We start from the raw sequence: 13,510 nt of genomic DNA, 5'->3' as shown, positions 1-13,510 counted from the left end.
GGTCAGTTTTGCATCGGCGCTAACACGCACGCACCAGGTTTGCAAGATCACGTCGGTTGCGCGAAGCTGCACTGAAACAGTCGAGGCCCGCAACGATGTCGGCAACGAGATACTTTCCAGGGCCACGCGTCTCCCGTGGAGTTGCCAGATAGTCCATCACGTACATCAACGCGTGCGCGTAGCGTGGTTCACGTGCCTCCAGCCACTGCAGATGTGGAGCGAGAAGAAGGATATTCGCTGACTCATGACGCATGGCGTAGGCCCCTATGGGGCGAGGATCACTCCTCCCAACCGACCTCAGCTTGCCAACGTCATGAAGAAGATATGCAAGCTGCGCGATCGGCACTGACTCAGGGTCATCCGGGAGAAACCTCCGGGTGAGCTTTGCCGCCAGATCCACCGCATGCATCGAATGCACCAGGAGACCACCCGGGAAATTGTGGTGGTGCCTAGCGCTTCCGCGGCAAGAGAGCAATGGAATGCCTATTGCAGGGTCCAGCAGTACGCGTCGAAGGAAGCCGCTGAAAGGCTCGGAAAGCGACACTTCGAGTTCAATGAGATCCGTCAGAGCCTGACGCGCCACCTTCGGACAGAGCGTCACAGGCAACAGCGCGCTTGCGCAATGCACCACATCGGGCCCAAGCGGTTCCAGAGATCGAACCTTCAGTTCCAGGGCGCCTTCGTAGACGTGCACGAATCCATCGACATCGACCGCCGCCGGCAGCGATGGCACGGATACGAACGACCGCCATTCTGGCCACACAACCCCAGACACAGAACCGAATCCGTCATGGAGCATGAGGGCCGTATGAGAGTTCGGTTCCGGCCCCATCGGCAGCGGCGGATCCACGAGCAGGAATTGCGCCGGCACCCGCTGATGTAGTTGCTTCGGCAACGACGCCGAGGTCAAAGTCGAGCTCGATAGACGTGCAACATTCATGAGTTGGCTGCCTCCATCCGGGCGAGGCGGCGCACCAGCCGGTCGCGAAGCAAATCGATCTCAGGTGTGTGTTCCGCCATCAGCAGGAACCGCTCGTCCTCGTACTGCTCCAGGATCCATAGCGTCAACGCATCGCGATTGTTCCTGCTACGCGCGTCTGCGAGGTAGCAGATGAGATGCACAGCACTCGGTTCGATGCGCAGATCTCGCGTGAGGATCGCCGCATAGCGGCGTGCATTCCGCTCGCAGCCGATTCGCGCGACTTCTCTCTCAAGCCGCTGCAGCAGTTCGTCTCGTGTGATGGGAGCCAACGGCGGCAGGGAACTCATGCCCCACCCCCTACACCAGCATCTTCTTGCTGCTGCGCCAATTGCGCAGGTCGTTCATGCAAAGCACCGACATCATTGGCGGCATGAAAGGAAGCGCGGACCATCCCCTCGAAGGCACTGCCATCTTGGCGAGTCAGATTGGGGACGTAACGACTGTAGACCCGGAAAAGCATCTCCGTGTTGCTGTGTCCCAGCTGGCGGGCAATCCATTCGGGGTTCTCGCCGGCAGCCAGCCACAACGTCGCGCAGGTATGCCGACATTGATAGGGCCTACGTTCGCGTAGTCCGAGATGCCGCAGCAGGGGATACCAAACGCGCTCACACACATTCTTTGCGTCCAGTGGGCTTCCCGTCCGGGTACAGAACACATACTCCCGGTTACCAGTCGCCCTTTCCTGGTCCCGCAACGCCTCCAATACGAGGCTTGAGATGTGAATATCGCGTTGAGACCCGTCCGTCTTCGTGGTCTCAACCACACCCCGCTGCACCGTCTCGCGGACCAGTATGAGCCGACGCTCGAAGTCGATGTTCTCCCAACGCAGGCCATGCACTTCCCCCGTTCGCATGCCAGTGAAGAAGCGCACCAGAAAGTAGTTGCGGTAATCGGGGCGTACGCTCTGGAGAATCCGTTGGACCTCCTCTAACGTGAACGGTTGGACCTGTGTACGCGCCACCTTCAAGCGCTTGAGGCCCTGTGCAGGCTTCGTGAACTGATAGCGATCCGCCGCCTCGGTGAGGATCGCCAGCAGCAGCCCCACCGTGTGATTGATCGTCTTGTTGCTCAGACCGACATTTCCACCACGTCCAGGCACCTTTGCCAACGCCGACCGAAACTGCAGGATGTCCGCCTTGCTGATATCCGACACTCGCCGCACACCGAAGACGGGGAGGATGTGGCGGTTCAGAGTCGCGAGATTCGTTCGCTGCGTCGCCGTTCGCCAACTCACGCGCATTTCGGCAACCCAGGTTTCAGCGAAGCGCTCAAAGGTCGGCACACCTTCGCGCGCACCCGCAGCTTGCAAGCGTTGCGTTTCCGCTGCGAGCGAAACAGCCCGCTTGCTACCTGGAAAGTAGCTCGCGTAGTCGAACGTACCCAGCGTGATCTCAGCCTGGATCATCTCGGCCACCTTCTTCATCGCGCGGCGATTGGCCGGAGTGTCATCCAGAAGGGTCTGCTCTCGACACCGGGCGCCGCGATAGTAGAAGTCGAAGGTGAGCTTTCCGGTCTCTTTCCGTGTACGGACGTTAACCATGGAAGACCCCTCCGCTGGCCATCGGGATCGAGACCCGGTCATCGACGCGGGGGTTCATCATGTCCCGCTCGATGTGCTCCCAGATGAAGAGGATCTTCCGGCCACCGAACGGTCGGAAGTAGTGCGTGCCCTCCAGCAAAACGGAATCCTTCAGCCGGTCGCGGATCGTCCGCTCCGTGTAAGGGAGGCGCAGTGCGAGTTCTTCTGCAGTCAGATAGGTCAGGGAAGATTGCATATCATGCTCCTAAGGCGAGTTGAAGAATGCAGAGCTTCATAATTTCGTTCTATCTAGAATTATTCTGCTCTGCCTTACACACTACTCGTCTACCGAAGAATGCAACCGTCCTATATTCAATGACTTAGAAGTGAGCCAGCATGATTCGATGCCATCTGTCCCGCTACATGGGCGAGCACAAGCTCAACGTGGCCGAGCTCGCACGCCAGACCCAGCTCAGCCGCAACACACTGACACTGCTCTATAAGGAAACAGCCAGCAGGATCGATCTCGAAACGATTGACGCCCTCTGCCGGCACTTCGACTGCAAGGTCGGAGACCTGCTGGAATTCGTCGATTGATGACCCAGGTGGTCACGACGCCATTTGGTCAATTTCTGATGCAGCCTCCAGCAGCTGCCGTCGCAATGGTCACACCCTGGTCACAGCGCGGTCACAGCCACCGATTTCGGTTCGCGATCGGTCACGGAACCAAACACTCGGATCGGGGTTGCCTCGCGATATTCAGATGCGGGCGGCGGGGGCCACATCGTCACAGCCGGTCACAAGAAAAAAGGGAATCAACGCGCTGAGTCGTTGATTCCCTTTCGTTTTGGCGGGCCCGGGAAGATTCGAACTCCCGACCTCTTGGTTCGTAGCCAAGCACTCTATCCAACTGAGCTACGGGCCCGGATGACCTACTGGTTGTCGCCGGAGCGCGGCGAATTCTACTGCATGACCTACGGGTTCGTAGCCAGACACTCTATCCAACTGAGCTACGGGCCCGCGGGTCGCGGGCGGCTTGTCACCGCCGCGGGCCGCGCAGTATACCGACTCGGTGCGGGCAGTGGAACCCGTTTCGCGCCTGAATCAGGCGCCAGGAAACGGACCGGTTATGGCCAGCGTCAGACCGCGCTTCTGGATGTTGACGAAGAGGGTGCGGCCATCCGGTGCGAAGCAGGCGCCGGCCAGCTCGGACGGGGTGTAGAGGTTGCGGGCGAAGGGGTAGAGCGCGCCGTCGGGGGTGACGCCGATGAGGCCGCAGTGGTCGTCGGTGTCCTCGCAGACCAGCAGGTCGCCCCAGGGGGCCACGGTGAGGTTGTCGGCGTTGCGCAGCAGGCGGCCGTCCGATTCCACCATCAGTTCCAGCTGCCCGCCCTCGCCTTCCGGGGTGTAGCGGAAGACCTGGCCCATCTCGGCGGGGCCGCCGGAGGTACAGGCGAAGTAGAAGGCGCCGTCGCCGGCCCAGAGGCCCTCGCCGCGCGCGAACAGCGCCGCGCCTGCAGCATGGCCACGGATGCGCAGGTCGTCCTCGGGGGCGTCGGTGCGCTCGAGATCGATCCACGCGACGCGACGCGTTGCGCCCACCGGCAGCCTGCTGCCGTTCCAGTTGCGGGTGTCTGCACGGGGCAGCTCCGGCAGCGCCAGCGCCTGCAGGCGCGCGCCTGCGGCCGGGTTGCCGGGCTCGGCGAGGAGCGCCCGGTAGAACAGGCCGTCGCCGCGGTCCTCGGTCATGTAGATGACGGCACGGTCTGCCGAGACCGCCGCGGCCTCGTGATTGAAGCGGCCCAGCGCGGTCAGCGGCTGCGCCTCGATCAGGCCGCCGTCGACCTGCGCCGGCACGTCAAAGACCCAGCCGTGGTCGCGGGTGCGCAGCGCGCCAGCGCGCGCCACGGACTCCTCGCAGGACAGCCAGGATCCCCAGGGCGTGGGGCCACCGGCGCAGTTGCGCTCGGTGCCGCCGAGGCTGAGGAACTGGCGCTCGACAAGGCCGCTGCCCGGGTCGTAGACCAGAGTGGTGGTGCCGCCCTGCCCGATGCCGGCATCGCCGGCGTCGAAGAGGCGGTCGCGGTGGGCTTTCTGCAACCGCTCCAGCTCGCTGCCGAAGGCGCCGTTGCCGGTGTCCTCGGGCGAATTCTCGTGATTGCAGACCAGCACCACACGGCCGTCCGGTCCCGGGAAGGCGGCCATGCCGTCGGGCCGCGCCGGGCGCAGCAGGCCGTCGGCCATGGTCTCGCCGTCCCTGGCAATGATCCGGTAGCCGAAGCCCTCGGGCAGGTCGAAGATGCCGCCGGGGTCCGGGCGCAGCGGGCCGAAGCCCTCGGCCGCCACCGGGCCGTCGGCGTGCACGCGCTGCCAGCCGGCGAAGGCGCTGGCCACCGCCGCGCCGCCGATGCCCTTGATCAGTCCGCGTCTGTCCAAATCAGTCGTTCCTGTCGTTGCATGGCGTCAGCGAGAGTGCGCCGAAGATCCTGGACAAGTCGAAAGCCGCAACGTTGCCATCGTCATGCACTGCATAGAACGTGCCGGCCGGGAATCCCGGCATGGCGGTCTGCGTGAGCCAGACGCCATCCGTATTGCGGGTCACCGGGCCGCCGAAGCTGCCGACGTAGTCGAGCACCTCGCGCGTGAACACGTGGAAGCGGTTGATCCGCGTGTCCTGGTCGGTGGTGAACCAGTAGCCACTGCCGTCCGCGCAGGCGTAGAGCGCGATGCCCTCGGGCTCATGCTCGAAGATGTCCGCGCCCATGATGGCGCCCTGGAAGCGGCCACCGAAGTCGTAGAGCTTGATGTCGACGGCGTCCTCGTCGGCCACCAGCAGGCGGCCGGTCACGGGGTCGCCGTACAGCGACTCGACCTTGCGCAGCACGCCCTCGCCATCGGTGGCGCCGAAGCTGCGCTCGTGCTTCGCCGAGACACCGTCCTCGCCCACCGTGAAGCGGAACTGCTTGATACGCTCGCCGAGCTCCGCATCCGGCGGCATCTGCTCGTCGACGGTCTCGTAGGCGTCGGTGACGAAGGCGCGGTACGCGCCGTCGGTCATCCGCTGCAGCCACACACCGTACGGCCGACGCAACTGATCGCGGCCGAAGCTGCCCAGCGGCTCGAAGCCGGGCAGCGCGAACAGCTGGACGCGGGTGTTGTCGCGCTCCACGACCACCACGAGATCGTCGATGACGCCGATGCCATTGGGGCGCGAGAACTGCCCCGGGCCGTCGCCGGTCTCGCCGACACGCTGCAGCGATTCGCCGGTGGCGGCGTCGAAGACCTGCAGCACGTTGCCTTCCTTGGCGGTGGCGATCAGCCAGTGCTGACCGTCGGGGCCGTGCCAGGTCGCCACGGAGTCGACGTTCCCGGCCTCCTCGCGGATGGTGAGGAAGGCCTCCTCGATCAGCGCCGGCGCGGCCGGGGATGTGGCGGACGCCGGCATCTCGGTGGCCGCTTCGCCGGCCGCGTCTGCGGCGGCTCGCGCGGAATCCGCGCCCGCTCCGCAGCCCGCGAGCAGCAGTGCGAGACCGAGAAGCGCCGGAGTCGCAACGCGACAGGATGGTCGTGAAGGCGAGCCGCGCATCAGAAGTCGTAACCCAGTCCGAACTCGACGGTCCGTCCGTACTCCTCGTACTGCGACGCGTAGCGCGGCTCGTCGAAGTAGGCGAAGAAAGGCTCGTCGGTGATGTTGATGACGTTGAAGAAGAACTGCAGCCGCGGCGCCATGCGGAACTTGCCGGTGAAGTCGAACTGCAGGTGGTCGTCGGCGTAGCGGTCGAAGGCCGGATCGTCGAGCTCCTCGATCTCGTCGAGATAGGCATCGCGGAAACTGGCCGCCAGGCGCATCGAGATGCCGTACTTGTCGTAGCCCAGCGCCAGGTTGAACAGATTCTCGGACTGGCGCGGCAGCGGCACGTCGCCGTCGCGGAAGGGCAGCGTCGCCTCGCTGTCGGTGTAGGTGTAGTTGGCCGAGATCAGCGTGCCGTCGAAGGGTGACGGCAGGTTGCGGAACTGGCGGACGAAGTTCAGCTCCACGCCGTACAGGTCGGCGCTGTCGCCGTTGACGGTGGCGATGACCTCGTCGAACTCGGCGTAGGTGCCGCTGCCGGCGATGTCGGACCGCACGAAGAAGTCGTCCAGGCGCTTGTAGAACACGCCGGCGCCGATCACCGACACGCCGCCGGGATAGAACTCCACGGACAGGTCGAGATTCTGCGCGCGCAGCGGGTCGAGATCGGGGTTGCCCGCCTCGCCCTCGCGCGAGATCTCGCCGTCGTCCTCCTCGATCTCCAGCTCCGCGCGCGGGGCGGCGGCCTCGAAGTCCGGCCGCGCCAGCGTCTCGGCGTAGGAGGCGCGCAGCACCGCGCGCTCACCCAGCGCGTAGCGCAGGTGCAGGCTGGGCAGGACGTCGGTGTAGGACTTGTCGCCGACGAAGGGGTCGAAGCCGACGCCGTCGTCGGTCACGCGCACCGTGGTGCCCTCGGCCTCGTACTCGGTGCGCTCGACGCGCACGCCGCCGAAGATGCGGGCGGCGCCGATGTCCACGCTCGCCATGACGTAGCCGGCGTAGATGTTCTCCTCGACATCGTAGTCATCGATGCGGCTGTCGAGATCGGAGTCCTCGGCATTGAGCTCGAAGCTGTCGCGGTTGGCGAAGAAGAAGTCCCGCACCTCGCCACGACCGGCGTAGGGGTTGATGGCGCCGAAGGGATAGTCCAGCGGCGCGCCGACGAAATCGGCCACCGTGAAGTCGCCGCCGAAGCCCTCGTAGACGAAGGCGTCGATGCGGCCCTCCTTCTCGCGCAGGCGCGCCTTGGCGCCGGTCTTCAGGAAGCCGGCCCAGGGGCCGAAGTTGGTGTCGCGACGGAGATTGATCTCGAAGCTGTTCTCGCGCTCCTCGGTGAAGCTGTCCTCCAGCACGAGCTCGTCGAGCGCATAGTTGGCCGCGTCGTCGAAGGCGGCACCGACGCCGAACAGCGACGGCTTCTCGCTGCCGTAGGGCGCCAGGTCGTAGCCGACATCGAGATCCTCGCCGACGAAGGTCGCACCCAGCGCGCTGGGGTTGTCCTCGTTGGCGAAGGCGTGGCCGGCCTGGTAGTCGAGCGTCCACGCGGCGCCGAAGACGTGCTCGCCGCCCACGGCCAGCGAGAAGATCTCCTGGGTTTCCTCGCGTGCCTCGGACAGGCGCTCGACCTCGGCGCCCTCGAAGCGGCCGCTGCGCGCGTCCAGGGCCGTGACGTCGCCTTCCTCGAAGGCGAACACGTTGGTGACCTGCAGCTCGTCGTCGGAGAAGTCGCTGAACAGGGTGCGCAGGAAGTAGCTGCTGTCCGCGCTCGGCCGGTAGTCGAAGTTCAGCGAGGCCGACAGGCGCTCGCGGGTGATGGTGTAGTCGCGCTGCTCGGCCTCTTCCAGGCCGCGGATCTCGTCGCCGCCCGGAGTCTCGAGCTCCGGCCAGCCGGAGGTCTCGACGTTGTCGGAGCCGAAATCGCGGCGGAACCACGAGATCGAGCCGGCGACACCCAGGTTGTCCTTGCCGTCGCCGACACTGAACAGGCGCGTGCCCGCGGCAGACAGGCGCGGGCTGGTCTCGCTGTTGATCTCGGCGAAGGAGCCGTAGCCACGCAGGCTCAGACTGTTGCCGCGGTCGAAGGCGGTGACGCTCTTCAGCGCCACGGTGCCGCCGACGGTGTCGCCGTCCATGTCCGGCGTCACGGTCTTGATGACCTCGATGGACTCCAGCAGGTCCGAGCTGACGACATCCAGATTCACCTGGCGCGTGTCGTCCTCGGGACCCGGCACGCGGATGCCGTTGATGGTGGTCGCCGACAGCGCCGGGTCGATGCCGCGCACGATGACGAAGCGGCCCTCGCCCTGGTCGTTGGCCACGGACACGCCGGGCAGGCGACGCAGCGCCTCGGCGGCGTTCTGGTCCGGGAACTGGCCGATGGCATCGGCCGACACCACGCTCTTGAGGTTGTCGCTGGCGCGCTGCTGGTTGATGGCGGCGGCCTGCCCGGCCGCCTGGCCGACGACCAGCACATCCTCGAGCTGCGTGCCCTCGCCGGTGAGGCGGAAGTCCACCGTCATGCGCTCGCCGGCATCCAGCTCGACACGCTCGGCGTCCTCGGGCGCGCCCAGGTAGCGCACCACCACGGTGTGGGCACCGGCGGGCAGATCGTTGAAGCGGTAGCGGCCGTCACGGGCCGTGGTCGTGGTGCGGCCGAGCTCCGGGATGGCGACCTGTGCGCCCTCGAAGCCGGTACTGCCCTCCGAGGTCAGTACCCGCCCGACCAGCGACGCTCCGTCCTGCGCGTTCGCGACCGCCATGGATCCCGCCCAAAGACACAGCGCGGCGATGACACGCGGCGCGCGCGAATTTCCCTGTTGCATGCTGACTCCCTTGCCCCTCGTGCGACCGGTAGGTCGCGAAAGGCACGCACGCTAAGGGCTGGACATGACACTCCCGTTACGCGGAAGCGCTCACCCCGACCGGCACGGACCGGGGACGCGGATCAGGCGGTGGGCAGGGTCACGCCACGCTGGCCCATGTACTTGCCGGCGCGGTCCTTGTACGACACCGCGCACTGCTCGTCCGACTCCAGGAAGAGCATCTGCGCCACGCCCTCGTTGGCGTAGATCTTGGCGGGCAACGGCGTGGTGTTGGAGAACTCCAGCGTGACGTGGCCCTCCCACTCCGGTTCCAGCGGCGTCACGTTCACAATGATGCCGCAGCGGGCGTAGGTCGACTTGCCCAGGCAGATGGTCAGCACATTGCGCGGAATGCGGAAGTACTCGACGGTGTGCGCCAGCGCGAAGGAATTGGGCGGGATGACGCAGGCCGGTCCGTGGAAGTCCACGAAACTGCGCTGGTCGAAGGACTTGGGATCGACGATGGTGGTGTTGATGTTGGTGAACACCTTGAAGTGCTCGGCGCAGCGCACGTCGTAGCCGTAGCTGGAGGTGCCGTAGGAGATGATCTTGCGCCCCTCCTGCTCGCGGATCTGGCCGGGCTCGTAAGGCTCGATCATGCCGTGCTCGCGGCTCATGCGGTCGATCCAGCGGTCGGACTTGATGCTCACGGGGGCAACCTGGTCTGCGGTGTCACCCGCGATTATAGGGAAGCACCGCCCGGCCAGCGCCGCGCCGGCGGTCGCGGGTACGCTAGCGTGCGCCCGGGTACTGGCGGCGCACGACCTCGTGCCGTTCCCAGGGGCGCGCGGTGTCGAGCGTCACGCGCACGCCGCCGTCGAGGGCATCCGCGAAGTCCACCGGCAGCTCCCGGCCCTCGCGCCATTCACCCGACTCGCGCCAGTACCAGCGGTTCTGCAACGGCGCATAGTAGATGATGCTCCGCGGGTAGTAGACGAACTCGTGCGCGTGCGCCTCGAGGACGCGCGCCCGCCCATCGGAGGCATCCGCCGCCGCCGGGGGCAGCGCGGTGAACGCCGCGGTGCCCAGCAGCAGCAGCGCTGCCGGCATCGCGCCGATGGCTCGCTTGTTGGCTGATCGGATCACGGCAAGCGCCTCGTCCGGACCGCGCCGGACGCCCGAGGACGTGAATGTGAACTCATGTTGCGCCGCGGCGACTGAACCGAGGGCGAACGGGCCGCATGGCATACTGCGCGGCCGTTTTCAGAGCGCTCCCGACCCGCATGGCGCCCGCGCAACGCGAAATCTTCGTCACCAACGCCCTGCCCTACGCCAACGGGCCGATCCACGTCGGTCATCTGGTGGGTTACGTGCAGGCCGACATCTGGGTGCGCTTCCAGCGCAGCCGCGGCCACCGCGTGCACTACGTCTGCGCCGACGATGCCCACGGCACGCCGATCATGCTGGCGGCCGAGAAGGCCGGCGTATCGCCGGAAGCCTTCATCAAGGAGATGCAGGCCGAGCACGAGGCCGATTTCACTGCCTTCGGCGTGGCCTTCGATCACTACCACTCGACGCACTCCGACGAGAACCGGACGCTGTCGACGCGCATCTACGCCGCGCTGCGCGACGCCGGGCTGATCGAGACCCGCACCATCGAGCAGGCCTTCGACCCGCAGAAGCACATGTTCCTGCCGGACCGCTACGTGCGCGGCACCTGCCCGCGCTGCGGCACGGCCGACCAGTACGGCGACAACTGCGAAGCCTGCGGCGCCACCTACACCCCCGAGGAACTCAGGAACCCGACCTCGGCGGTGTCCGGCGCGACGCCGGAATGGCGCCCGTCGGAGCACTACTTCTTCCGCCTGGCCGCCATGCAGCAGGCCATCGCGCGCTGGATGGACGCACCGGAGACCCATCTCCAGCCCGCGGTGCGCGCCAAGCTGGGCGAATGGATGAATGAGGAGCTGCGCGCCTGGGACATCTCGCGCGACGCGCCCTACTTCGGCTTCGAGATTCCGGACGCGCCCGGCAAGTACTTCTATGTATGGCTGGATGCGCCCATCGGCTACTTCGCCAGCCTGCAGGCACTGTGCGCCCGGCGCGGCGACGACCTCGAGCGCTTCATCCGCGCCGACTCGCCGGTGGAGATGTGGCACTTCATCGGCAAGGACATCGTCAACTTCCACGGCCTGTTCTGGCCGGCGATGCTGGAAGGCGCGGGGATGCGCACGCCGACTGCCCTCAACGTCAACGGCTATCTGACCGTCAACGGCGCCAAGATGAGCAAGTCGCGCGGGACCTTCATCCGCGCCGCCACCTGGCGCCGGCACGTCGAGCCCGAGCTGCTGCGCTACTACTTCGCCGCCAAGCTGTCGGACAGCGTCGAGGATCTCGATCTCAACCTCGAGGACTTCGTGGCGCGCGTCAACAGCGACCTGGTCGGCAAGTACGTCAACATCGCGGCGCGCTGCAGCGGCTTCATCCAGAAGCGATTCGACGGCCGGCTCGCCACCGACATGCACGATCCTGCGCTGATCGCGCGCCTGCGCGCGGAAGCCGGAACCATCGCCGAGTGCTTCGAGGCGCGCAATACCTCGGCCGCGGTGCGCCGCATCATGGCGCTGGCCGACGAGGTCAATGAAGCCATCCAGCAGATCGCGCCCTGGCAGATCGCGAAGCAGGAGGGCCGGGAGGCGCTGCTGCACGCCAGCTGCACCACCTTCCTCAATGCCTTCCGCCTGCTTACCATCTTCCTCGCACCGATCGTGCCCGCGCTCGCCGCTCGCGCCCGCGCCTTCCTGGGCGACGAGATCGGTGGCTGGGATGCCATCGACCGCGATCTTCTCGACCACACCATCCAGCCCTACACGCCGCTGCTGACGCGCGTGGACAGCCCGACCATCTCCGCCATGACCGACGACGCCCGCGCCGACCTCGAAGCCACGCCCGCCCCTGCCGCCACCCCGCAGAAGGGCGAGCCGCAGGCCGAGACCATCGACATCAAGGACTTCGGCAAGGTCGATCTGCGCATCGCGCGCATCGTCCGGGCCGAGGCCGTGGAGGGCGCGGACAAGCTGCTGCGCCTGACCCTGGACGTCGGCGTGCTGGGCGAGCGCCAGATCCTCGCCGGCATCAAGGCGGCCTACGCGCCGGAGGACCTGGAGGGCCGCCTCACCGTGGTGGTCGCCAACCTGGCGCCGCGCAAGATGCGCTTCGGCGTCTCCGAGGGCATGGTGGCGGCGGCCAGCTTCGGCGACGGCAAGCCCTTCCTGCTGTCACCGGACAGTGGTGCAGAGCCGGGCATGCGGCTGGCCTGAGCGGGTGTTTGCAAAACTACTGCGCTCGACATCTGGGCCGCCGGCGGTGCTCGAAATACTCATGTATCGGCTTATACACTGGTTCGCCGCGCTGCGAAGCAGGCTTCGGTCGTGGCTCACCTACGCTCCGGCGGCGGCCCACCTGTCGTCGCTCGCTACGTTTTGTAAACACCCTCTGAGCGACAGCGTTCTGCGCCATCCGGACGACGCGACGGGACCGGAGGCTGCCTAGTCTCGCCGACAGGTCCAATCTTGCCATTGCGCCGCCGCGCCCAGCCCGCGATCATTGCGGGTTCGGCTGCGTGCGGCGCAGCGCCATTCGACACCGTCCAACCAGTTGAGCGAATACCTGCTACTGCTGATCGGCGCCGTGCTCGTGCACAACTTCGTGCTCGTGCAGTTCCTCGGCCTGTGCCCGTTCATGGGCGTCTCGCGCAAGGTCGAGTCGAGCCTGGGCATGGCGCTGGCGACCACCTTCGTGCTGACGCTGTCGGCCGTGGTCACCTATCTGGTGCAGACCTTCGTGCTGGAACCGCTGGGGCTCGCCTACCTGCGCACCATCGCCTTCATCCTGGTGATCGCCGCGGTGGTGCAGTTCGTGGAGATGGTCGTGCAGAAGACCAGCCCGCTGCTCTATCAGGTGCTGGGCATCTACCTGCCGCTGATCACCACCAACTGCGCGGTGCTGGGCGTGGCGCTGCTCAACCTGCGCGAGGCGCACGACCTGCTCGAATCCGCCATCTACGGCCTGGGCGCCGGGCTGGGCTTCTCGCTGGTGCTGGTGCTGTTCGCCGGCATCCGCGAACGGCTGGCCGTCGCCGACGTGCCGGCCGCCTTCCAGGGCGCCCCGGTGGGGCTGATCACTGCCGGCGTGATGGCGCTGGCCTTCATGGGTTTCGCGGGGTTGGCGTGATGGGAATGATGTCGAATCCCTCGTCGACCCCTTTGTGCTCGCGGGTTTCGCGCCACGAAACCTGGGTGCCTATGACTTCATTGTTGACCCGTTTCTGCTGGCTGGTTCCGCGCTCTGGGACGCAAGAGCTGCCGGATGTTGCCACGCGACCGGCGCGGGTTACTTTTCTGTTATACGACAGAAAAGTAACCAAAAGAACGTACCCCGCAGAAGGCGCTCCAGCCCGCCCGCGGGGCGGGCCGGAGTCCCGGCGACTGGCGGCGCGCTCCGGGGTCGCCGCGGACGGACATCCTGTCCTCCGCGGCTTGGCCGGCCTTCCGTGGCCGGCCGACCTCCTGCGCGCACCACCAGTCGCCGCGCCTCCTGAAGGGGGACATGGTCGGCTCGTTGCTTCGCAACATCGC

The 13,510-nt window shown here is 66.3% G+C and carries 12 protein-coding genes and 1 tRNA gene; 3 read left to right on the top strand and 10 right to left on the bottom strand.

Annotation, left to right across the window (positions count from 1 at the left end):
• Positions 1-19 precede the first annotated feature (19 nt).
• The 4 genes from KAH28_RS01145 to KAH28_RS01130 are packed head-to-tail and all read right to left on the bottom strand — an operon-like array spanning position 20 to position 2,757.
• Complete coding sequence (locus tag KAH28_RS01145; protein ID WP_290573965.1) at positions 20-940, bottom strand: hypothetical protein; 921 nt, start codon at positions 938-940, stop codon at positions 20-22.
• Complete coding sequence (locus KAH28_RS01140; protein ID WP_290573964.1) at positions 937-1,269, bottom strand: hypothetical protein; 333 nt, start codon at positions 1,267-1,269, stop codon at positions 937-939. Before KAH28_RS01140 ends, KAH28_RS01145 begins: the two co-directional genes overlap by 4 nt.
• The gene (locus KAH28_RS01135; RefSeq protein WP_290573963.1) at positions 1,266-2,522 is read right to left on the bottom strand and encodes a site-specific integrase; all 1,257 of its coding nucleotides are present in this window, start codon (positions 2,520-2,522) and stop codon (positions 1,266-1,268) included. The genes KAH28_RS01140 and KAH28_RS01135 overlap by 4 nt, the downstream gene beginning before the upstream one ends.
• The gene (locus KAH28_RS01130; protein ID WP_290573962.1) at positions 2,515-2,757 is read right to left on the bottom strand and encodes a hypothetical protein; all 243 of its coding nucleotides are present in this window, start codon (positions 2,755-2,757) and stop codon (positions 2,515-2,517) included. The genes KAH28_RS01135 and KAH28_RS01130 overlap by 8 nt, the downstream gene beginning before the upstream one ends.
• A 140-nt stretch (positions 2,758-2,897) precedes the next feature.
• Here KAH28_RS01130 and KAH28_RS01125 point away from each other — a divergent pair, with 140 nt between their 5' ends.
• The gene (locus KAH28_RS01125) at positions 2,898-3,098 is read left to right on the top strand and encodes a helix-turn-helix transcriptional regulator (protein WP_290573961.1); all 201 of its coding nucleotides are present in this window, start codon (positions 2,898-2,900) and stop codon (positions 3,096-3,098) included.
• 251 nt (positions 3,099-3,349) lie between these two features.
• Here KAH28_RS01125 and KAH28_RS01120 read toward each other — a convergent pair.
• The 6 genes from KAH28_RS01120 to KAH28_RS01095 all read right to left on the bottom strand — a co-directional run bounded on the left by KAH28_RS01120 (position 3,350) and on the right by KAH28_RS01095 (position 10,019).
• A tRNA-Arg gene (locus KAH28_RS01120) sits at positions 3,350-3,426 on the bottom strand.
• 179 nt (positions 3,427-3,605) lie between these two features.
• Positions 3,606-4,937 (bottom strand): alkaline phosphatase PhoX, encoded by a 1,332-nt coding sequence (locus KAH28_RS01115; protein ID WP_290573960.1) that lies wholly within the window; start codon positions 4,935-4,937, stop codon positions 3,606-3,608.
• 1 nt (position 4,938) lies between these two features.
• Positions 4,939-5,946 carry a hypothetical protein gene (locus tag KAH28_RS01110; RefSeq protein ID WP_290573959.1) on the bottom strand — a complete coding sequence of 336 codons (1,008 nt, stop codon included), beginning with the start codon at positions 5,944-5,946 and terminating at the stop codon, positions 4,939-4,941.
• A gap of 140 nt (positions 5,947-6,086) precedes the next feature.
• A complete protein-coding gene (locus tag KAH28_RS01105) occupies positions 6,087-8,831 on the bottom strand; it encodes a TonB-dependent receptor (protein ID WP_290573958.1) in 2,745 nt (914 codons plus the stop codon).
• Between the two features lie 185 nt (positions 8,832-9,016).
• Positions 9,017-9,583, bottom strand: coding sequence for a dCTP deaminase (gene dcd / locus KAH28_RS01100; protein ID WP_290573957.1), 567 nt, complete (start codon positions 9,581-9,583; stop codon positions 9,017-9,019).
• 82 nt (positions 9,584-9,665) lie between these two features.
• On the bottom strand, positions 9,666-10,019 hold the full coding sequence (locus tag KAH28_RS01095; RefSeq protein WP_290573956.1) for a hypothetical protein: 354 nt from the start codon (positions 10,017-10,019) through the stop codon (positions 9,666-9,668).
• 137 nt (positions 10,020-10,156) lie between these two features.
• Between KAH28_RS01095 and metG the strand changes: the two genes are divergently transcribed.
• Positions 10,157-12,193, top strand: a complete 2,037-nt coding sequence (gene metG / locus KAH28_RS01090) for a methionine--tRNA ligase (RefSeq protein WP_290573955.1) — start codon at positions 10,157-10,159, stop codon at positions 12,191-12,193.
• Between the two features lie 337 nt (positions 12,194-12,530).
• Positions 12,531-13,106 carry an electron transport complex subunit RsxA gene (gene rsxA / locus KAH28_RS01085; protein WP_290573954.1) on the top strand — a complete coding sequence of 192 codons (576 nt, stop codon included), beginning with the start codon at positions 12,531-12,533 and terminating at the stop codon, positions 13,104-13,106.
• The last annotated feature ends 404 nt before the right edge of the window (positions 13,107-13,510 follow it).

Source organism: Algiphilus sp. (assembly GCF_023145115.1).
GTDB lineage: Bacteria > Pseudomonadota > Gammaproteobacteria > Nevskiales > Nevskiaceae > Algiphilus.
Note: the sequence above shows the minus strand (reverse complement) of the source record. Positions and strands in the feature narration are given on the sequence as shown.

Coding starts and splice junctions, on each gene's coding strand:
- KAH28_RS01145 (WP_290573965.1), bottom strand. CDS start 940: ATGAATGTTGCACGTCTATCGAGCTCGACTTTGACCTCGGCGTCGTTG.
- KAH28_RS01140 (WP_290573964.1), bottom strand. CDS start 1,269: ATGAGTTCCCTGCCGCCGTTGGCTCCCATCACACGAGACGAACTGCTG.
- KAH28_RS01135 (WP_290573963.1), bottom strand. CDS start 2,522: ATGGTTAACGTCCGTACACGGAAAGAGACCGGAAAGCTCACCTTCGAC.
- KAH28_RS01130 (WP_290573962.1), bottom strand. CDS start 2,757: ATGCAATCTTCCCTGACCTATCTGACTGCAGAAGAACTCGCACTGCGC.
- KAH28_RS01125 (WP_290573961.1), top strand. CDS start 2,898: ATGATTCGATGCCATCTGTCCCGCTACATGGGCGAGCACAAGCTCAAC.
- KAH28_RS01110 (WP_290573959.1), bottom strand. CDS start 5,946: ATGCCGGCGTCCGCCACATCCCCGGCCGCGCCGGCGCTGATCGAGGAG.
- KAH28_RS01105 (WP_290573958.1), bottom strand. CDS start 8,831: ATGGCGGTCGCGAACGCGCAGGACGGAGCGTCGCTGGTCGGGCGGGTA.
- metG (WP_290573955.1), top strand. CDS start 10,157: ATGGCGCCCGCGCAACGCGAAATCTTCGTCACCAACGCCCTGCCCTAC.